Raw genomic sequence first — 19,313 nt, 5'->3', positions numbered from 1 at the left:
CGATGAACGGGGGATTCGATTTCGAGAATAGCACAGGGCCGGGAGGACTCGCGTCCCGCCCCGACCCTGCGGAAATGCCATGTTTCTGTAGGCTCTTGCTGATCAAGACGCTTGGATCGACTCTTCCGGACGACGCTCCAGCACCCGGTCGACCAGCCCGTACGCCTGGGCCTCGACGGCACTCTTGAAGTTGTCGCGCTCGGTGTCACGGGCGATCGTTTCCAGCGACTGGCCGGTGTGCTTGGCCAGCACTTCGTTCAGGCGCGAACGCAGGGTCAGGATTTCACGCGCATGGATGTCGATGTCCGAGGCCTGGCCCTGGAAGCCGCCCAGCGGCTGGTGGATCATCATCCGTGCGTTGGGCAGCGCATAGCGCTTGCCGGCAGCACCGGCCGCCAGCAGCAGCGCGCCCATCGAGGCGGCCTGACCGATACAGGTGGTGCTCACATCCGGCTTGATGTACTGCATGGTGTCGTAGATCGCCATGCCGGCCGTGACCACGCCACCGGGCGAGTTGATGTAGATGCTGATGTCCTTTTCCGGATTCTCCGATTCCAGGAACAGCAGCTGCGCGACCACCACATTGGCCATGTGGTCATCGATCGGCCCGACCAGGAAGATCAGGCGCTCTTTGAGCAGGCGCGAGTAGATGTCATAGGCGCGCTCGCCGCGGGCGGTCTGTTCGACCACCATCGGAACCAGATTCAGGGCTGTGATTCGGTTGTCCATTACGTGAGGCACCTATCTTTGAAGGGAACTCCCCGCGCCGGAGCGCGGAGATGGCACAGCATCATCACGCCTTACTGGCGGATGGCTTCCTGGAACGACAGGGGCTGCTCGGTGTGCTGCGCACGTTCGGCGATCCAGTCGATCACCTGCTCTTCCATTACGCGGTTCTGCAGGCCACTCATCAACTGGGGGTCATTGCGGTACATCTCAATGACCTGCTCGGGCTGTTCGTAGGTCGAGGCGATCAGGCGCATGGTTTCATTCAGACGCTTCGGGTCCAGACGCAGCTCGTTGCGGCGGGCCACTTCGCCGACCAGCAGGCCGACCAGGACGCGCTTGCTGGCGGCATCCTTGAAACCTTCATGGGCGTCGGCCGGGATCTCGCCCGGATCGCGGCCACTGCGGCGGATCTGTTCCACCTGCTGGCCCAGCATCGAACGCGCTTCGTTCTCCACCAGGCGCGGCGGCAGCTCCACCGACGCATAGGCGGCAATCAACTGTTCACCGACTTCGCGGCGCAGCCGGTTCATCAGCGCACCCTTGAGCTCACGCTCCAGGTTGGCCCGGATGTCCTTGCGGAACTGGTCGGCATCGCCGCTCTTCACACCGAAGCTCTTGATGAACTCCTTGTCCACGTCCGGCACTACCGGCGCGGAGACTTCGACCGCCTTGACCGTGACCTGGACCTGCTTGCCGGCCAGCGCCGGCACGCGCCACTCGGCCGGGAAATCGACGGCCAAGGTCTTTTCCTCACCCTTGGCCAGGCCGACCAGGCCCTTCTCGATCTGCTCGAACATCATGCCCGAGCCGATCACGACACTGCCCTGCTCCACGCCCTCGGCCGGCAGCCGCTCATCACCGGCCTGCGACCAGGTTTCCAGCGCGACCAGGTCGCCTTCCTGGGCGGCACGCCCGGCCACCTGCCAGCTGCGACGCTGCTGGCGCAGGTTCTCGATCATCTGGTCGATATCGGCATCATTGATTTCAGCCGTATGCCGGATCACGCTCAACCGGGTCACATCGACATCGCCGAAATCCGGCACCAGCTCGACCGTGGCGACAAAATCCAGCTCACCCTCGCCCGCCTTGTCGATACGGGGGTTGCCGGCAATCCGCAGCTCGTGCTGACGCAGCGCGGCATCGAAGGATTCGCGCAGCAGGCCATCCATCGCCTCTGCCCGCACCTGCGGACCAAAGCGCTGCTCGATCACCTTGGCCGGGACTTTGCCCGGACGGAAACCCTTGATACGCGTGGTGCGCGCGATCTCGCCCAGACGACCACTGATGTGGGCCTGCAGGCGCTCCTCCGGCAGGGAGAAGGTCAGACGGCGTTCCAGGTTGCCGGTGGATTCGATCGAAGCTTGCATGTGGACTCCTGCCACCGGTAGCGCCTTGGCACCGGTTCGATGTGGTAGAGAAACGGATGGACGCGGATACACATATCCGTCGCAGCCCCGTAGTTTCGCTGATTCCGGCGGGCGCTGCCAGCCTGACGCATCACCGGCCCGCCCGGGCCGTGCGGGCCGCTTCCCGCCCGGCCGATGAGCACACTCGCAGCGCCGCCATGACCGGGCGCCGGGATGGTGCGAAAGGGGGGACTCGAACCCCCACGCCTTGCGGCACTGGAACCTAAATCCAGGGCGTCTACCAATTCCGCCACTTTCGCGAGACTACGTTTTGCCCGGCCATTGTCACAGGCTCTGCGGCAAAGAAAAAGGCACCCGCCGGAGCGGATGCCTTGGTCTTGGTGGGCCGTCAAGGATTCGAACCTTGGACCTATTGATTAAGAGTCAACTGCTCTACCAACTGAGCTAACGGCCCTGAAACTAGACGCACATTTTAGCGTGCTTTTTGATTTCCGCAACACCCGATTCAAAAAAATCGGAGGTTTTTTCAGTGGGGTGGCTGAGGGGACTCGAACCCCCGACCACCGGAATCACAATCCGGAACTCTAACCAACTGAGCTACAGCCACCACTGAAACAACAACTCTCCTACCGCTTGCACCGATGGCGCGCCCGACAGGAATCGAACCTGTAACCGCCGGCTTAGAAGGCCGGTGCTCTATCCAGTTGAGCTACGGGCGCCCAGACCGGATTGTCGCATTCCAATCCCATTTTGAGCAGCGGACTGGTCGGGGTAGAGGGATTCGAACCCCCGACATCCTGCTCCCAAAGCAGGCGCGCTACCAGACTGCGCTATACCCCGGCGGTGAATCTCTCTCGAGGTTCCCCCCGAAAGGTCGGCTATTGTGGGAATTCGCACGCAGTCTGTCAACGCTCAAATGCGTTTATTTGCATTTGGTTATGCTCGGCAGCGCAATCGGCAATGTCCCGCCCCCACAACCACAGGGAAAATCATATGCGCAGTGGCAACCCCGCCCTCCAGGAATCCACCTTCCTCGATCTTGGCAGCGGCACCGTGGTCTCGCGCGATGGCGGCGCCATGACCCTCGACGGCACCGTCAACAAGACCGGCATCCTGCTGGTGCTGACCGTGCTCACCGCCGCCTTCGCCTGGAACAACACCCTCACCGCCAGCGGCGAGCTGGCACCCGGGGCGACGCTGTATCTGTGGGGCGGCATGATTGCCGGTCTGGTGCTGGCACTGGTGACGATCTTCAAGAAGACCTGGGCGCCGGTCAGCGCGCCGCTGTACGCGCTGGCGGAAGGCTTTTTCCTCGGCTCGATCTCGGCCATCTACGAAGCGCGCTTCCAGGGCATCGTGTTCCAGGCGGTACTGCTGACCTTTGGCACCCTGTTCGCGCTGCTGTTCGCCTACCGCAGCGGGCTGATCAAGGCCACCGAAAACTTCAAACTGGGCGTGGTCGCCGCCACCGGCGGCATCGCGCTGGTCTATCTGGCCACGATCGTGCTGGGCTTTTTCCACATCACCATCCCGCTCATCCACGGCTCGGGCCTGTTCGGCATCGGCTTCAGCCTGTTCGTGGTGGTGATCGCCGCGCTGAACCTGGTGCTGGATTTCGACTCCATCGAAAGCGGGGTCGCGCAGAACGCGCCGAAGTACATGGAGTGGTACGGCGCGTTCGCCCTGATGGTGACGCTGGTGTGGCTGTACATCGAGTTCCTGCGCCTGCTGTCCAAGTTGCAGTCGCGCAACTGATCACACCTGTACCGCGAGGAACGGAAAAGGCGCCGCAAGGCGCCTTTTCCGTATCCGCAAGCCGGGCCGGTCCATCTGCCTCCACCAGCACCGGAAACGGAAACGGAGCGCCAGGGCGCTCCGTTCCGGGTACCGCCGTCTGCAATTCCAGATTACACGCGGCTGGCAATCGCCTTGGCAAAGCCCATGGTGCTGCCGGTGCCGCCGAGGTCGCCGGTCAGCGAGTCCCTGGCCTCCATCGTGGCGACGATGGCCTTGCGCAGGCGCTCGGCGTTTTCCGGCTGGCCAATGTGGTCGAGCATCTGCGCAGCACCCAGCAGCAGCGCGCACGGATTGGCCTTGCCCTGGCCGGCGATGTCCGGCGCGGTGCCGTGCACGGCTTCGAAGATCGCCACATCGGCGCCGATATTGGCACCCGGGGCCAGACCCAGGCCACCGACGAGGCCGGCGCACAGGTCGGAGATGATGTCGCCGAACAGGTTGGTGGTGACGATGATGTCGAACTGTTCCGGGTTCATCACCAGCTGCATGCAGGCGTTGTCAACGATCATTTCCTGGAATTCGATCTCCGGATATTTCGCCGCCACTTCGCGGGCGACATCCAGGAACAGGCCCGAGGTCGACTTGATGATGTTGGCCTTGTGCACGGCGGTGACCTTCTTGCGGCCGGTGCTCTTGGCCAGCTCGAAGGCGTAACGCACGATGCGCTCGGAGCCCTTGCGGGTGATGCGGGTGCCGGAGAACGCGGTCTCGCCGTCGGCCGAGACTTCCTGGCCCTCGGCCAGGTAGGCGCCCTCGGTGTTCTCACGCACGGTGATCACATCGATGTTTTCGTAGCGCGCCTTGGTGTTCGGGAACGAGATCGCCGGGCGCACGTTGGCGTACAGGTCGAACTGGCGGCGCAGGGCCACGTTGATCGAGCTGAAACCACCGCCGACCGGCGTAGTCAGCGGGCTCTTCAGCGCGACCTTGTTCTTCTTGATCGATTCCAGCGTGGCGGCCGGCATCAGCTCGCCATGCTTTTCCAGCGCGGCCAGGCCGGCGTCGGCGTATTCGTAGGTCAGGCCGGCGTTCAGCGCATCGAGCACGAACAGGGTGGCGTCCATGATCTCCGGGCCAATGCCATCGCCACGGATGACGGTGATTGTCTGCGTCATAAGATAGATATTCCGAACAGGGAGAGGGAAGCGCCGTCCGGCTGCCCGGATCGCAGGCGCGATTGAAAAGGTTTCAGCTGGCAATTATGCCCGATCCAGCCCCCTCTCCCCAAACCCGGCCCCGGCCCGGGTTCAGCTGTGGTCGTGCCCAGCCGGTGCCGTGGCGCTGCCGTTTTCGAGCTGGTCGAGGAAGTCCACCGCCCGCCGCAGGTGCGGAATCACGATCGAGCCGCCGACCACCAGCCCCACCGAGAAGGTCTCGAAGAACTCCTCGCGGCTGACCCCGGCCTCTTTGCACTGGGCAACGTGATAGCCGATGCAGTCGTCGCAGCGCAGCACCATCGAGGCCACCAGCCCGAGCAGCTCCTTGGTCTTCACATCCAGCGCGCCGGCCTGGTAGGTCTGGGTATCGAGCGCGAAAAAGCGCCGTACCACCTGGTTGGGCTCGGCCAGAATGCGCTGGTTCATGCGCTGGCGGAACTCGGTGAATTCGGCGACCCGGTCGGCCGCCTTGCCCTCGCCGCTCATGGACGCGCCCCGGTGAACAGCGGCTCGAGTTTGCCGGCGCGGTGCATCGCCATCATGTCGTCATAGCCGCCAATATGGAGGTCGCCGATGAAGATCTGCGGCACGCTGGTGCGGCGGGTGGCCGCCATCATTTTCTCGCGCGCGACCGGATCCAGGTCGATGCGCACCTCGGTCCACGACTGGCCCTTGCTCTTGAGGAAGTTCTTGGCCGCCACGCAATACGGGCATACGGCGGTGGAATAGATGGTGATCTCGGGCATGGCGCCCGCGGCTTTGCTGGATATGTCAGAGGTCACAGGAAACTCCACGCTGGAAACTGGGTCCATACATGGTAGCGGTCGGGTGGTTTTTCGATATCACCCACGCAACACTGTGGATTAACCCGCGCTTCACACTGTCGCCGCGCCCTGCCGTCATCCTCCGCCCAGCCCTGCCCCGGAGTTCCGTTTGCGCCCCTTGCTGCTCGCCACCGCCCTGACCGTGATCCTGGCCACCCCGCTGGCGGCCGCCCAGGACGCGAAACTGCCCGACATCGGCTCCTCGGCCGGGGAGCTGCTGACGCCCGCGCGGCAGGCCGAATACGGCGGCATGATGCTGCGCGAGCTGCGCAACTACGGCTATCTGCTGGACGATCCGCTGACCGATGAATGGCTGCAGGCGATGGGCGCACGCCTCGGTTCCAACAGCGCCCAGCCGCGCCAGCCGTTCACGTTCTTCATGCTCAAGGACCGCCAGATCAACGCCTTCGCCACGCTCGGCGGCTACATCGGGGTCAACGCCGGGCTGGTCCTGACTGCCGAGCGCGAAGACGAGGTGGCGGCCGTGCTGTCGCACGAAATCGCCCATGTCACCCAGCAGCATGTGCTGCGCAGCGTGGAGCGCGCCCAGCGCGACCAGATCCCGATCCTGCTGGGCATGCTGGCCGCGGTGGTGGCCGCACAGCAGGCGGGCGGCCATTCGGCCGGCAACGCCACCATGGCCAGCATCACCGGCGCGATGGGGCTGATGCAGCAGCGGCAGATCGACTTCACCCGTTCCAACGAATCCGAAGCCGACCGCCTCGGCATCCGCACCCTGGCCCGCAGCGGCTACGACGTGGACGCGATGGCCGGTTTCTTTGAACGCATGTCGCAGGCCATGCGCGGCAACGAAGGCGGCTACAGCGTGCCCGACTTCCTGCGCACCCATCCGGTCACCCTGACCCGCATCAGCGAGGCCAAAGCACGCGCGGTGCAGATGAAGAAAGACACGGTGCTGCTGACCACCCGGACCCCGGGCGGGGTGCGTCAGGAGCGGGTCAATCCTTCCGATCCGGCGGCCAACCCGCTGGGCGGCAGTGGCAATCCGCTGCTGCCGGCGTCGATGCAGCTGTCATTGCCGATGGCCGGCGCGGGCGGCGGCAACGGCCAGTTCGACTGGGCACGCGAGCGGCTGCGCGTGCTCAGCGCCGCGACCCCGTCGGACCTGATCCGCGAATACCAGGATCTGCGCCGCGGCCAGAAACAGGGCCTGAGCGACCCGCAACGCTACGGCGTGGCGCTGGCCCAGCTGCGCAATGGCAGTGCGCCGCAGGAAGTGCTCGGCGAGTTACAGCAACTGCTGGCCAGCCATCCGGACAACCTGTGGCTGGCGCTGGCGCTGGGCGAGGCCGAATCACGCGCCGGCCGGCCCGCCGAGGCCAACCGCCGCTTCGAGGCGCTGCTGCAACGCCTGCCGCTCAACCGCGCGGTGGCCCTGACCTACGCCGGCATCCTCAACGAACAGGGCGGCGTGGACGCCGGGCGCCGCGCGCAGGCGATGCTGCGCCCGCTGCTGGCCCGCTCCGGGGATGACCCGGTATTCCAGCGGATCTTCGCCCGCGCCTGCGAACTGGCCGGCGACCCCGCCCGCGCCAGCGAAGCCTATGCCGAAGCGGCGTACCTGAACGGACACCCCGAGCAGGCGCTGATGCAGTTCCAGGCGCTGCTGAAACAGCCTGGGCTGGACTACGTGAGCCGCGCCCGGGTCGATGCGCGGATCGAATCGATGATGCCCACCGTGCTCGAGCTGCGCCGGCTGGGCGTGCGCGATCCGGATGTGGAGCGCCGCTGAGTGCGACAGCTGTCATAAACCGGTCATGAAACCGTAGTCTACTGGGCGGGATCCCGATTGGCGGGCTTTACGGTGGGCATGTGCAGAAACGCATCCTGATTGTCGATGACGAACCCGCGATCCGCGACATGGTCGCCTTCGCCCTGCGCAAGGGCGACTACGAACCGGTGCATGCCGGCGATGCGCTGGAAGCGCAGACGGCCATTGCCGATCGCGTGCCGGACATGATTCTGCTGGACTGGATGCTGCCCGGCACCAGCGGGCTGGAACTGGCCCGGCGCTGGCGCAAGGAAGCCGTGACCCGCGAAGTGCCGATCATCATGCTCACCGCCCGCGGCGAAGAGAACGACCGCGTCGGCGGACTGGAAGCCGGCGTCGACGATTACGTGGTCAAACCGTTCTCGGCACGCGAGCTGCTGGCGCGTATCCGCGCGGTGCTGCGCCGCGCCCGCGACGACGACGAGGACGGCAGCGTGGTGATCGGCCCGATCCGCATCGACGGTGCCGCGCACCGGGTATTTGCCGGCGAGGCGCCGGTGTCCATCGGCCCGACCGAATACCGCCTGCTGCATTTCTTCATGACCCATCCCGAACGCGTCTATACCCGCTCGCAACTGCTCGACCATGTGTGGGGCGGGAGCGTGTATGTGGAAGAACGCACCATCGATGTGCATATCCGCCGCCTGCGCAAGACGCTGGAACCTTTCGCCGCGCAGGACATGGTGCAGACCGTGCGCGGCGCCGGCTACCGCTTTTCCGCCGCGGTCTGACCCTGCAATACCGCAGCGCAACCTCGCGCCGCTGCCTGCAGCGCGCGGTCCTGCTATAAACAGGGGCCACTTCCACGGATTTTCCGCCTACCCGAGAGTGCAATGCCCGGCCACATCCAATCCGCCTGGTTGAAGACACTGGCCTCCGTGGCCGCGGCGCTGTTGCTTGCCGGGCTGCTCGGGCTGCTGGCCGGACACCCGGGCGCCGGGGTGGCCATCGCCGCGCTTGGCGTGCTGGCCTGGCACTACTGGCGCCTGCGCCAGGTGCTGATGCGGCTGACCGCCCGCCAGCGCTGGGAAACCAGCGATGGCAGCGGCGTGTGGAACGAGCTGGACCGCCTGCTCTACCGCAACCAGCGCGAGATGCGCGCGCGCAAAAGGCGCCTGCTGGACATGCTGCGCAGCTACCGCGCCGCCGCCGCCGCGCTGCCCGACGCCGTGGTGGTGGTCGATCGCAACACCCAGCGCGTGCAATGGTTCAACGAGGCGGCCTCAAGCCTGCTCGGCCTGCGCCACCCCGGCGACCGGCATGCCGCGCTGGTGGAACGCCTGCAACCGCTGCCGCTGGCGCACTGGCTGGCCGCCGGACGCCATGCCGAACCGATCCTGGATGCGGACTCGCCCGCGGACCCGGGCATCCGCCTGCACTTGCGGCTGATTCCCTACTCGGACAATTACTGGCTGCTGCTGGCGCGCGACGTCACCAAGCTGCTGCACCTGGAGCAGGTACGGCGCGACTTCGTGGCCAATGTCTCGCATGAGCTGCGCACCCCGCTGACCGTGGTGCACGGCTACCTGGACATGATGGACCCGGAGGATTTCCCCGGTACCGGGCCGATGCTGCTGGAGATGCGCAAGCAGTCCCAGCGCATGGCACAACTGGTGGAGGACCTGCTGACGCTGTCGCGGCTGGAATCGCAACAGCACTCCGAGCAGGAAACCGTGGCGATGACGCCCATGCTGATTTCATTGCGGCGCGAGGCCGAAGCCCTCAGCCACGGGCGCCACCGCATCCACATCGAGGACAGTGCCGGGGTGGACCTGCTCGGCTCCAGCAAGGAACTGCACAGCGCCTTCTCCAACCTGGTCAGCAATGCGGTGCGCTACACCCCGGCCGGCGGCCGTATCGCCATCACCTTCGCCCGCGAACCCGGTGGCGCGGTGCTGTCGGTGACCGACAGCGGTTATGGCATTCCCGCCTCCCATCTGCCGCGGCTTACCGAACGTTTCTACCGGGTTTCCAGCAGCCGCTCGCGTGAGAGCGGCGGCACCGGGCTGGGCCTGTCCATCGTCAAGCACATCCTCGGGCTGCACCAGGCGCGGTTGGAGATCCACAGCGAAGTCGGCAAGGGCAGCATGTTCTGCTGCCACTTCGACAGCGACCACCTGCGCCCGCGCCTTCCTTCCGCCTTGTCTGCTGAAGACCGCCCTGCATGAGCCCTCCTGTTCCGGCCCTGGTTGCCGTCCCGACCGCCTGCGACCCGCTGCGTGACCCGGCGCTGTATATCAACCGTGAACTGTCGCAGCTGGACTTCAACTTCCGGGTGCTGGCGCAGGCGCTGGATGCGCAGGTGCCGCTGCTGGAACGGCTGCGCTTCCTGTGCATCTCGTGCACCAACCTGGACGAGTTCTTCGAGATCCGCGCCGCGGCGGTACGCCATGCGCAGGAGTTCGGCCTGCCGCCGGCCCCGGACGGATTGAGCCCGCAGGCGATCCTCAACGCCATCCACGACCGCGCCGCCGAACTGGTGGAACAGCAGTACCGCTGCTGGAACAAGGTGCTGCGTCCGGCGCTGCTGGAGGCCGGCATCGGCGTGCTCGCGCACAACAGCTGGACGGCGCGGCAGAAGCGCTGGCTGCGCGCCTACTTCCGCAACGAGATCATGCCGGTGCTGTCGCCGCTGGGGCTGGACCCTTCGCACCCGTTCCCGAAGATCCTCAACAAGTCGCTCAATATCGTGGTCGTGCTCAAGGGCACCGACGCCTTCGGCCGCGCCGGCCATCTGGCGCTGGTGCGGGCGCCGCGCTCGCTGCCACGCATCATCCAGCTGCCCGAGTCGCTGGGCGGCACCCAGAATTTCGTGTTGCTGTCCTCGGTGCTGTCGGCCTTTGTCGACGAGCTGTTCCCGGGCATGGAGGTGCAGGGTGCCTACCAGTTCCGGGTCACCCGCAACTCCGAACTGGTCGTGGATGAAGAAGAGGTGGAAAACCTGGCGCTGGCGCTGCGTGATGAACTGGTCGACCGCGGCTACCGGCCGGCGGTGCGGCTGGAGATCGCCCATGACTGCCCGCGCCCGATCGTGCAGACCCTGCTGCAGAATTTCGGACTGCCGGAAAACGCGGCCTACCGGATCGATGGCGCGGTCAACCTCAATCGCGTCAGCCAGGTCTACGACCTGGTGCAGCGGCCGGACCTGAAATACCCGGCGATGACCCCGCGCATCCTCAAGACGGCCGAGGGAATTTTCGAGCACGTCTCGCGCAACGACGTGCTGCTGCACCATCCGTTCGACTCGTTCAACACCGTGCTGGAGCTGATCCGCGAAGCGGCCATCGACCCCAACGTGCTGGCGATCAAGCAGACGCTGTACCGCACCGGCAAGGATTCGGCGATTGTCGAGGCGCTGGTGCTGGCCGCGCGCAACGGCAAGGATGTGACCGTGGTGGTCGAGCTGCGCGCCCGTTTCGACGAGGAGGCCAATCTCGGCTTTGCCGACCGCCTGCAGGAGGCCGGGGTGCAGGTGGTGTACGGCGTGGTCGGCTACAAGACCCACGCCAAGATGCTGCTGATCGTGCGCCGCGAGGGCCGCAAGCTGCACCGCTATACCCATTTGGGCACCGGCAATTATCACGCCGGCACCGCGCGCGCCTATACCGACCTGGGCCTGATCACCGCCGATCCGGACATCGGCAACGACGTGCACCTGCTGTTCCAGCAGCTGTCCGGGCTGGCGCCGAAAATGAAACTCAAACGCCTGCTGCAATCGCCGTTCACCCTGCATGCCGGCGTGCTGCAGCGGATCGAGCGCGAGACGCGGCTGGCGGCCGACGGCAAGCCCGGACGCATCATCGCCAAGATGAACGCCCTTAACGAGCCGCAGGTGGTGCGGGCGCTGTATGCCGCCTCGCAGGCAGGGGTGCAGATCGACCTGGTCGTGCGCGGCACCTGCACCCTGCGCCCCGGCGTGCCGGGGGTGTCGGACAACATCCGCGTGCGCTCGATTGTCGGGCGCTTCCTTGAACACAGCCGCATCTACTGGTTCGGCAACAACGGCGCACCGGAACTGTTCTGCGCCAGCGCCGACTGGCTCGAGCGCAACCTGCTGCGGCGGGTGGAAACCTGCTTTCCGATCCTGGATCCGGACCTGGCGCGGCGGGTGTATCGCGAAGCCCTGCAGAACTATCTGGAGGACAACCTCAACGCCTGGGCGCTGCAGCCCGACGGCCACTACCGCAAGTGCGAACCTGCTCCCGGCGAACCGCCGCATTCGGCGCAGATGGCGCTGCTGGAAGGCATGTAGGTGTCGGCCCACCCCCGCGGCCGCCGCAGCGCAAGCTGCCGGCCGCGGCCGGCCTTCGGCTACCATTCCGCCATGCCCAACTCCACCACCACTCCGCCGCTGCAGGAAGGCGACCTGCTGGCCGCCATCGACATGGGCTCCAACAGCTTCCACATGGTGATTGCCCGCTACCTGCTGGGGCAGTTGCGGGTGGTGGATCGGTTGCGGGAAACCGTGCGCATGGCCGATGGTCTGGACGGCCATGGCGGCATTTCCGCCGATGCCCGCCAGCGCGCGCTCGAATGTCTGGCCCGCTTCGGCCAGCGCATCCGCGATATCCCGCCGCTGCGGGTGCGCGCCCTGGCCACCAATACCGTGCGCCAGCTGCGCTCGCCGCTGGCGTTCCTGATGCCGGCCGAAACCGCGCTGGGCCATGCCATCGAGGTGGTCAGCGGCCGCGAGGAAGCGCGCCTGATCTATCTCGGTGTCGCCCACGCGCAGCCGCCGCACACCGACCAGCACCGGCTGGTGATCGACATCGGCGGCGGCTCCACCGAGTTCATCATTGGCCGCCGCTTCGAAACCCTCGAACGCGAAAGCCTGCAGGCCGGCTGCATCGCCAGCACCCGGCGCTTTTTCCCCGGTGGCAAGCTGTCACGGAAACGCTGGAAAGAAGCGCTGACCGAGATCGGGGCCGAGTTCCAGCCGTTCGCAGCCAAATACCGCGCCCTGGGCTGGCACGAGGCGCTGGGTTCGTCCGGCACCCACAAGGCCATCAGCGACATCTGCGCGGCGATGAAACTGAGCAAGGGCGCGATCACCGCCGAAGCGCTGCCGCAGCTGCGCGACGAGCTGCTGCGCGCCAAGCACGTGGACGATATCAACCTGCCCACGCTGTCCAGCGATCGCCGCCCGATCATCGCCGGCGGCGTGCTGGTACTGGAAGCCGCATTCCAGGCGCTGGGCCTGCAGAAATTGCAGGTGAGCAAGGCGGCGATGCGCGAAGGCATCCTCTACGACATTGTCGGCCGGGCCAGCGAAAACGATCCGCGCGACGAATCGGTGGCCGCGCTGATGCAGCGCTACGGCATCGACAGCCTCCAGGCCGAACGCGTCGAAGCCACCGCACGGCGGCTGTTCGAACAGGTCGCCCCGGCCTGGGGACTGGAGCCGGACGACGCGCAGATGCTGGGCTGGGCCGCCCGCCTGCACGAGCTGGGGCTGGCCATCGCCCACAGCGGTTATCACACCCACGGCAGCTACGTGCTCGAGCATTCGGATATCGCCGGGTTCTCGCGCCAGGAACAGTATCTGCTGGCCGCGCTGGTGCGCAGCCATCGGCGCAATGTTTCCAGGTCCGCGTTCGACACCCTGCCCGACCGCCTGCTGGCGCCCGCCCGCCGGCTGACGGCCCTGCTGCGCCTGGCGGTGTTGCTGCACCGCGCGCACGAGGCCGACCCGATTCCAACGCTGGAATTGAGCGTGGATGGCAGCCACCTGTCGCTGGTGCTGGCGCAGCCCTATATCGATGCGCGTCCGCTGCTGCGCGCCGACCTGATCGGTGAAGTCGATGGCATGACCGCACTGGGCATCACCTTCCGTCCGTTCGTGGCCTGAAAACCCGGGATGCCCACGCACGCCGCTGTCACCCGGCCGGCATCGCGCTGACAGCGGGCTGCCATTGCCGGCGGCGACCCGCAGCTGCGTGAGGTCCGCGGCTGCGACGGCCACGGGGTTGCCGCGATCCACGTCGGCGGTATCGCTGCCAAAAAAAGTTGATCGGCGCAGCGCTGCCCTGGACTGGGCGCACGCCCTACAATGCGCGCATGACCACGCTGTTCATCTCCGACCTGCACCTGGACCCCAGCCGTCCAGCCATCACCGACCTGTTCCTGGGGTTCCTGCGCGACGAAGCGCGGCACGCCGAGGCGCTGTACATCCTGGGTGACCTGTTCGAGGCCTGGATCGGGGATGACACCCCCTCCACCGCCGCCGACGCCGTGGCCAGCGCGCTGCGCGGGCTCACCGGGGCGGGAGTGCCGGTGTATTTCATCCGCGGCAACCGCGACTTCCTGCTGGGCGAGGACTACGCCGCGCGTGCCGGCATGCGCATCCTGCCCGACCCCAGCGTGATCGACCTGTACGGCAAGCCGGTCCTGCTGCAGCACGGCGACCTGCTGTGCACCGACGACACCGCCTACCAGGCGTTTCGTACCCAGACCCGCAATCCGGCCTTCCAGGCGCAATTCCTGTCGCAATCGCTGGAGGCGCGGATTGCTTTCGCCCAGAAGGCACGGTCAGCCAGCCAGGCGCGGCAATCGGAAATGAAGGAAGGCGATCGCGCCCAATTCGAGACCGTCACCGATGTGAGCGCGGCGGAAGTGGCCGCCACCTTCACCCGTTATGGCGTGGACACCATGATCCACGGCCACACCCACCGCCCGGCGATCCACACGTTGAACGCGGGCGGGCGCACCTGCACCCGCATCGTGCTCGGCGACTGGTACGAACAGGGCTCGGTGCTGCGCGTGGATGCGGACGGCTTCAGCCTGGATGCGCTGGCCTGAGCGCCGGCACCACGGTCCCGATAACCAGACGGCAGCCTCGCGGCTGCCGTTGCTGTTTCAGGGCGCTTGCACCGGCACCGCCGGATCGCGGGCGCAGCCCTTGAAGGTTTCCGCGCCCAGCACAAACTGCGCGGTATACGGATGGGCCAGATCGGACATGCCATCGGAGCAGCTCGCTCGCTGGATGGTCAGGCGGAATGCACCCTGCCCTTCACCACCGTGCACCAGCAAGCGCCCGTCGCGCATTTCGCGCGTCCCTTGCAAATGCTGCGGGTTCTGCCGGGTGTCCGGCGTGGTGTAGTCCAGCGCCGCGCCGGACACCCGCACCCCCCAGAACGGCTCGGTGCCGGCGGCCTGCAGAACAGCCGGATAGTCATCGGCGGCAGCCGGCGCGGTGATCGCCGGAGACGACCCAGAGGGGGCAGCGGCGACCGGTTCTGGCGCCTGCCGGCTGCAGGCCAGCAGACCCAGCATCGGCACTACCACCCAGAAGGGGGAAGGCTTCATTTCAGGTTCTCGCAAGCAATGACGGACTTCAACCCTACAGCACCGGCGCCGGTGGCTGTACCACCTTGCCGGCACCGCCGGACATTCAAGCCCGGCGGTGCAGGCAGCTCAACCGGCCTGTTCAACCAGGTCGGCCAGCTCGTCCTCGTCGAAGCCGGCCAGCAGGCGCGCTTCGATGTTGAAGGGGCCATGCAGGTAACCGCCGGCGTACTCGCGCAGCAGTTCCTTGAATCGGGCGCGTGGTGCGACCCCGGCACGCGCGCAGTACCAGCGGTACCAGCGTGAGCCGGCAGCGACATGCGCCACTTCCTCGCGCAGGATCACCTCCAGCACCTCGGCAGTGGCACCGTCGCCGAGCGCGCGCAGCTTGGCGATCATCGCCGGGGTGACATCCAGCCCGCGCGCTTCCAGCACGCGCGGCACCAGCGCCATGCGTGCCAGGCCGTCGTGGGCGGTTTTCTCGCACATTTCCCACAGGCCGTTGTGCGCGTCGAAGTCGCCGTAGTCATGGCCATGGGCCAGCAGGCGCTCGCGCAGCAGCAGGAAATGCCGCGATTCGTCATCGGCACAGCTGACCCAGTCGGCGTGGAAGCTGCCCGGCAGGCCGCGGAAGCGGTACACCGCGTCCCAGGCCAGGTCGATGGCGTTGAGTTCGATATGGGCGATGGCGTGGATGAAGGCCGCACGCCCGCTCACCGAACCCAGCCCGCGCCGCGGCAGGTCGCGCGGATGCACCAGTGCCGGGGTGGGCGGCCGGCCCGGCATGCGGATCGGCGCCGGCGGTGGCGCGGCCTCATCCACCCGCAGTCCACCGGCCCGGAAACGCGCCGCGAAATGCCGGGTCAACGCCACCTTGCGCAGCGGGTCGGCTTCGGCCAGACACCGCTGCGCGGCCTGCAGCAGGTCGCCGCCGACCTGCGGAAACCCGTTGTCCGTTTCTGTCATGACAAGGGATCAGGCCCGGCGGTGGGTCTTGGCCTCGTCCGAACGCAGCTGCTGGATCCGCTCGAAATAGCCCGGCTCGATCCCGGTGGCGTACTCGCCGTTGAAGCAGGACGAATCGAACGCCTTCAGGTCCGGATTGCCTTCGCGCACCGCCGCCTCCAGGTCTTGCAGGTCCTGGTAGATCAGCCAGTCGCAGCCCAGGAACCGTTCGATGTCCTCGATGCTGCGGTTGTGCGCCACCAGTTCCTCGGCGGCCGGCATGTCGATGCCGTAGATGTTCGGATAGCGCACCGGCGGCGCCGCGCTGGCCAGATAGACCTTGCGCGCGCCGGCATCGCGCGCCATCTGCACGATCTGCTGGCTGGTGGTGCCGCGTACGATCGAATCATCGACCAGCAGCACCACCCGGTTGCGGAATTCCAGGTTGATCGGATTCAACTTGCGGCGCACCGACTTCACCCGCTCCCCCTGCCCCGGCATGATGAAGGTACGGCCGATGTAGCGGTTCTTGATGAAGCCTTCGCGGTACTTCACCCCGAGCGTATTGGAGATCTCCAGCGCGGCGTCGCGCGAGGTGTCCGGGATCGGGATGATGGTGTCGATGTCGTGATCCGGGCGCAGCCGCAGGATCTTCTCGCCCAGCTTGATGCCCATGCGCATGCGCGCCTTGTGCACCGAGACGTTGTCGATCATCGAGTCAGGGCGCGCGAAGTACACATACTCGAAGATGCACGGCGAATGCACCGCCGGCTCGGCACAGATTTCCGAGAACAGCTCGCCGCGACCGGTGATCACCAGCGCCTCGCCCGGACGCACGTCGCGCACGCGCTGGAAGCCGAGCACATCGAGCGCGGCCGACTCGGAGGCCACGATGTACTCGTCGCCTTCGGCATGGCTGCGCTTGCCCAGCACCAGCGGGCGGATCCCATGCGGGTCGCGGAAGGCGACCAGCCCCAGGCCCAGCACCACGCTGATCACCGCATAGCCGCCCTTGCAGCGGCGGTGCACACCACCCACCGCACGGATCGCCGCCTCCGGGCTCAGCTGCTTCTGCGCGTCCAGCTCGTAGGCGAACACGTTCAGCAGCACTTCGCTGTCCGAATCGGTATTGACGTTGCGCCGGTCCTGCTCGAACACCTGCTGGCGCAGGGCTTCGGTATTGATCAGGTTGCCGTTGTGCGCCAGCGCGATGCCGTAGGGCGAATTGACGTAGAACGGCTGCGCCTCGTCCATGCCTTCCGAACCGGCCGTGGGGTAACGCACATGGGCGATGCCGATGCGCCCCTGCAGCACGTCCATTCGCCGGGAATCGAACACATCGCGCACCAGGCCATTGGCTTTCTCGACCCGCAGCCGGGTGCCGTGCGCGGTGGCGATGCCGGCCGCGTCCTGGCCGCGATGCTGGAGGACGGTCAGGGCGTCATAAAGCTGGCCGGCCACGTTCTGGTTGCCGACGATTCCGACGATGCCACACATGTTGCGCGATCTCCGCTGGGACGTGCCCGTTAACGTGAAGGTGGCCGTGCCTGGCCCGGGGACTCGATCCGCGCCGGATCGGGCTGACCCGGTCGCACCTGCGCCGGATCGATGTTGGCGGGCAACGCCCCCGCCATCGGCTGTCGGTCACTGTCAGCATTGCCATCACGCGGGCCGGTGCCCAACGCCTTCGACATCGCCTGCTGCAACCCGCCGCCTGCAACCATTTCGCTCAAGGCGGCATTATCGCCTGCGATGGCCCCCCTGCCCAAGTCCATATCCGACAATTTTCCCAACTCGATATCCGGCACCGACAGGTCCGGCAATTGCGCGCGCATCCAGCTGGCGCCAGGCAGCAGCAGCGGCAAAAGCTTCGACTGCTGCCATGCAGCTTCACCCGGCAACGGGGTGAAACCCATCAACAGCACCAGCAGGCAACCGAAAAAACCACCGCGCAACAGGCCCAGGCCAAACCCCAGCGCGCGGTCGGTGCCATTGAGCCGGGTCGCCTCCACCGCGCCGCGCAGCAGCATGCCGATCACCGCCACCACCACCAGCACCGCCACGAAGGTCAGTGCATAACCGCCCAGGTACTGGGTGGTGGTCGGGCGTGCGCCTTCGGCCAGCCAGTGCGCGGTGGCATCGCCAAACTGGAATGCCGCCCAGCCGGACAGCAGCCACGACAGGGTGCCGACAACGATGCCGACCAGGCCTTTCATCAAGCCCAGCAGGGCCGATACGCCGATGACCGCCAGCAGGACCAGATCGATCATGCGCCCGGCTCCGGTCCGGCCCGGCCAACGCTACGCAATGCGGGGCCGCGCCCGGTCAAGGATGCGGCCGGACCATGCCGGCCACGCCCACTTTGGCGGCGACTTGCGCCTTGAGCTGTTCGGCCGCCTCGCGGCTGGCGACCGGACCGACGCGCACCCGGTTGAGCGGGCCCTTGTCGGTCTGCACCTGCTCGACAAACGCGCTGAAACCGGCCGCGCGCACCTTGTCACGCAGCGCATTGGCATCGGCTGCCTGGCCGAACGCGCCCAGCTGCACGGCATAGCCGACACTGCTGGCGGCCGGCGCCGACGGCGCGACCACCGGCGGGCGGGTCGGCGCGGTGACCACGGGCTTGGCCACCTCCGGGCGCAGCGGCTCGGTTTTGGCCGCTGCCCGTTTAGGTTCGGGTTCTAGCGCGGGTACCGGCTTGGACGCCGGTGCCGGCGCGGCGGCCACCGGCGTGGCCGGTTGCGGCGGCAGTGTTTCGGTGCGTACCGGGGGCGATGCCGATGCGGCCGCCACCGGGGCCGAGGGGGCCGGCGCGGCGGCGTTGGCATCCAGCACCACCACCTGCGCATTGACGTCACTGCGCACCTTGGTGGCCTGCAACCGGACCAGTTCGGCCTCGGCGCGGTCGGCATACGGGCCGATGCGCACGCGCCACGCCTGGCGGCCATTGATCGTATCGGCCTGGCGGAAACCGGGCAGCTGCGATTTTTTCAGATGGGCGATCACCGCGTCGGCATCGGCTTCGGAGGCGTAGGCACCGAAGTTGACCGCGTAGTTGCCGGCCGCGACCGCAGGCGGGAAGGCCTGGGTGTTTCCACTGTCCGCCAGATCGGCGGCATCGGGATTGTCCTGCGCCAGCGGGGCCGCGGGCATGCCCAGCGCACCGCCCGCGGCGGGCGTCACCAGCGGCAGTTCCCGGGTCTGGAACTGGCCATCGGCCGGCGCCGCCGGCGCGGTCAGCGGCACATCCCTCACGCCGCTGTCAGGCGCCGGGCCTTTGACCAGCATCGGCAGGAAGATCACGGCCAAGGCCACCAGAACGATGGCACCGATCAGTCGCTGTTTCAGGGGAGTATCCACGTAGGCGTGTTGGCGGCGCGGCGGAATGCCTCGGCGATTATAAGCGTGTCGACCATCG

The 19,313-nt window shown here is 66.8% G+C and carries 17 protein-coding genes and 5 tRNA genes; 7 read left to right on the top strand and 15 right to left on the bottom strand.

All coding sequences use genetic code 11. The annotated features are described in order from the left end of the window. Positions 1 to 102 precede the first annotated feature (102 nt). From clpP to QZH66_RS08795, 7 genes are all read right to left on the bottom strand, one after another. Positions 103 to 729, bottom strand: coding sequence for an ATP-dependent Clp endopeptidase proteolytic subunit ClpP (gene clpP, locus QZH66_RS08825; RefSeq protein WP_305805579.1), 627 nt, complete (start codon positions 727 to 729; stop codon positions 103 to 105). Between the two features lie 71 nt (positions 730 to 800). Continuing rightward, positions 801 to 2,096, bottom strand: coding sequence for a trigger factor (tig, locus tag QZH66_RS08820; RefSeq protein ID WP_305805578.1), 1,296 nt, complete (start codon positions 2,094 to 2,096; stop codon positions 801 to 803). A gap of 214 nt (positions 2,097 to 2,310) precedes the next feature. Continuing rightward, positions 2,311 to 2,395 (bottom strand) — tRNA-Leu (locus tag QZH66_RS08815). 79 nt (positions 2,396 to 2,474) lie between these two features. Beyond that, positions 2,475 to 2,550, bottom strand: a tRNA-Lys gene (locus QZH66_RS08810). A gap of 76 nt (positions 2,551 to 2,626) precedes the next feature. Beyond that, positions 2,627 to 2,703: transfer RNA gene (locus tag QZH66_RS08805), tRNA-His, on the bottom strand. Positions 2,704 to 2,738: 35 nt separating this feature from the next. Further along, positions 2,739 to 2,815: transfer RNA gene (locus QZH66_RS08800), tRNA-Arg, on the bottom strand. 44 nt (positions 2,816 to 2,859) lie between these two features. Beyond that, a tRNA-Pro gene (locus QZH66_RS08795) sits at positions 2,860 to 2,936 on the bottom strand. 153 nt (positions 2,937 to 3,089) lie between these two features. Between QZH66_RS08795 and QZH66_RS08790 the strand changes: the two genes are divergently transcribed. Further along, positions 3,090 to 3,851, top strand: coding sequence for a Bax inhibitor-1/YccA family protein (locus QZH66_RS08790; RefSeq protein WP_305805577.1), 762 nt, complete (start codon positions 3,090 to 3,092; stop codon positions 3,849 to 3,851). Positions 3,852 to 4,003: 152 nt separating this feature from the next. Here QZH66_RS08790 and QZH66_RS08785 read toward each other — a convergent pair whose 3' ends face one another. From QZH66_RS08785 to grxC, 3 genes are all read right to left on the bottom strand, one after another. Beyond that, positions 4,004 to 5,008 carry an isocitrate dehydrogenase gene (locus tag QZH66_RS08785; RefSeq protein ID WP_305805576.1) on the bottom strand — a complete coding sequence of 335 codons (1,005 nt, stop codon included), beginning with the start codon at positions 5,006 to 5,008 and terminating at the stop codon, positions 4,004 to 4,006. A 132-nt stretch (positions 5,009 to 5,140) separates the two neighbouring features. Beyond that, positions 5,141 to 5,536, bottom strand: coding sequence for a carboxymuconolactone decarboxylase family protein (locus QZH66_RS08780; RefSeq protein WP_305805575.1), 396 nt, complete (start codon positions 5,534 to 5,536; stop codon positions 5,141 to 5,143). Next, positions 5,533 to 5,820, bottom strand: a complete 288-nt coding sequence (gene grxC / locus QZH66_RS08775; RefSeq protein WP_305805595.1) for a glutaredoxin 3 — start codon at positions 5,818 to 5,820, stop codon at positions 5,533 to 5,535. The genes QZH66_RS08780 and grxC overlap by 4 nt, the downstream gene beginning before the upstream one ends. A gap of 163 nt (positions 5,821 to 5,983) precedes the next feature. Here grxC and QZH66_RS08770 point away from each other — a divergent pair, with 163 nt between their 5' ends. The 6 genes from QZH66_RS08770 to lpxH all read left to right on the top strand — a co-directional run bounded on the left by QZH66_RS08770 (position 5,984) and on the right by lpxH (position 14,464). Further along, positions 5,984 to 7,627, top strand: a complete 1,644-nt coding sequence (locus tag QZH66_RS08770) for a M48 family metalloprotease (protein ID WP_305805574.1) — start codon at positions 5,984 to 5,986, stop codon at positions 7,625 to 7,627. Between the two features lie 80 nt (positions 7,628 to 7,707). Next, positions 7,708 to 8,397 carry a phosphate regulon transcriptional regulator PhoB gene (gene phoB / locus QZH66_RS08765; RefSeq protein ID WP_305805573.1) on the top strand — a complete coding sequence of 230 codons (690 nt, stop codon included), beginning with the start codon at positions 7,708 to 7,710 and terminating at the stop codon, positions 8,395 to 8,397. 102 nt (positions 8,398 to 8,499) lie between these two features. Beyond that, positions 8,500 to 9,834 carry a phosphate regulon sensor histidine kinase PhoR gene (gene phoR / locus QZH66_RS08760; RefSeq protein WP_305805572.1) on the top strand — a complete coding sequence of 445 codons (1,335 nt, stop codon included), beginning with the start codon at positions 8,500 to 8,502 and terminating at the stop codon, positions 9,832 to 9,834. Further along, positions 9,831 to 11,918 carry a polyphosphate kinase 1 gene (ppk1, locus tag QZH66_RS08755; protein WP_305805571.1) on the top strand — a complete coding sequence of 696 codons (2,088 nt, stop codon included), beginning with the start codon at positions 9,831 to 9,833 and terminating at the stop codon, positions 11,916 to 11,918. The genes phoR and ppk1 overlap by 4 nt, the downstream gene beginning before the upstream one ends. Before the next feature lie 72 nt (positions 11,919 to 11,990). Beyond that, on the top strand, positions 11,991 to 13,514 hold the full coding sequence (gene ppx / locus QZH66_RS08750; RefSeq protein WP_305805570.1) for an exopolyphosphatase: 1,524 nt from the start codon (positions 11,991 to 11,993) through the stop codon (positions 13,512 to 13,514). Between the two features lie 209 nt (positions 13,515 to 13,723). Beyond that, complete coding sequence (gene lpxH, locus QZH66_RS08745) at positions 13,724 to 14,464, top strand: UDP-2,3-diacylglucosamine diphosphatase (RefSeq protein WP_305805569.1); 741 nt, start codon at positions 13,724 to 13,726, stop codon at positions 14,462 to 14,464. 57 nt (positions 14,465 to 14,521) lie between these two features. Here the strand turns inward: lpxH and QZH66_RS08740 are convergent, their stop codons facing one another. The 5 genes from QZH66_RS08740 to QZH66_RS08720 all read right to left on the bottom strand — a co-directional run bounded on the left by QZH66_RS08740 (position 14,522) and on the right by QZH66_RS08720 (position 19,255). Next, positions 14,522 to 14,971, bottom strand: a complete 450-nt coding sequence (locus QZH66_RS08740) for a hypothetical protein (protein ID WP_305805568.1) — start codon at positions 14,969 to 14,971, stop codon at positions 14,522 to 14,524. Between the two features lie 108 nt (positions 14,972 to 15,079). Then, positions 15,080 to 15,916: a ferritin-like domain-containing protein gene (locus tag QZH66_RS08735; protein WP_305805567.1), complete on the bottom strand. Its 837-nt coding sequence runs from the start codon at positions 15,914 to 15,916 to the stop codon at positions 15,080 to 15,082. Positions 15,917 to 15,925: 9 nt separating this feature from the next. Then, the gene (gene purF, locus QZH66_RS08730; RefSeq protein ID WP_305805566.1) at positions 15,926 to 17,392 is read right to left on the bottom strand and encodes an amidophosphoribosyltransferase; all 1,467 of its coding nucleotides are present in this window, start codon (positions 17,390 to 17,392) and stop codon (positions 15,926 to 15,928) included. Positions 17,393 to 17,421: 29 nt separating this feature from the next. Beyond that, entirely contained in the window at positions 17,422 to 18,165 is a 744-nt protein-coding gene (locus tag QZH66_RS08725; protein WP_305805565.1) for a CvpA family protein, read from the bottom strand. Between the two features lie 55 nt (positions 18,166 to 18,220). After that, on the bottom strand, positions 18,221 to 19,255 hold the full coding sequence (locus QZH66_RS08720) for an SPOR domain-containing protein (protein WP_305805564.1): 1,035 nt from the start codon (positions 19,253 to 19,255) through the stop codon (positions 18,221 to 18,223). Positions 19,256 to 19,313 lie beyond the last annotated feature (58 nt).

The organism is Stenotrophomonas sp. YIM B06876, assembly GCF_030711595.1.
In the GTDB taxonomy this organism is placed as follows: domain Bacteria; phylum Pseudomonadota; class Gammaproteobacteria; order Xanthomonadales; family Xanthomonadaceae; genus Stenotrophomonas.
This window is presented reverse-complemented; position numbering and strand designations above follow the sequence as displayed.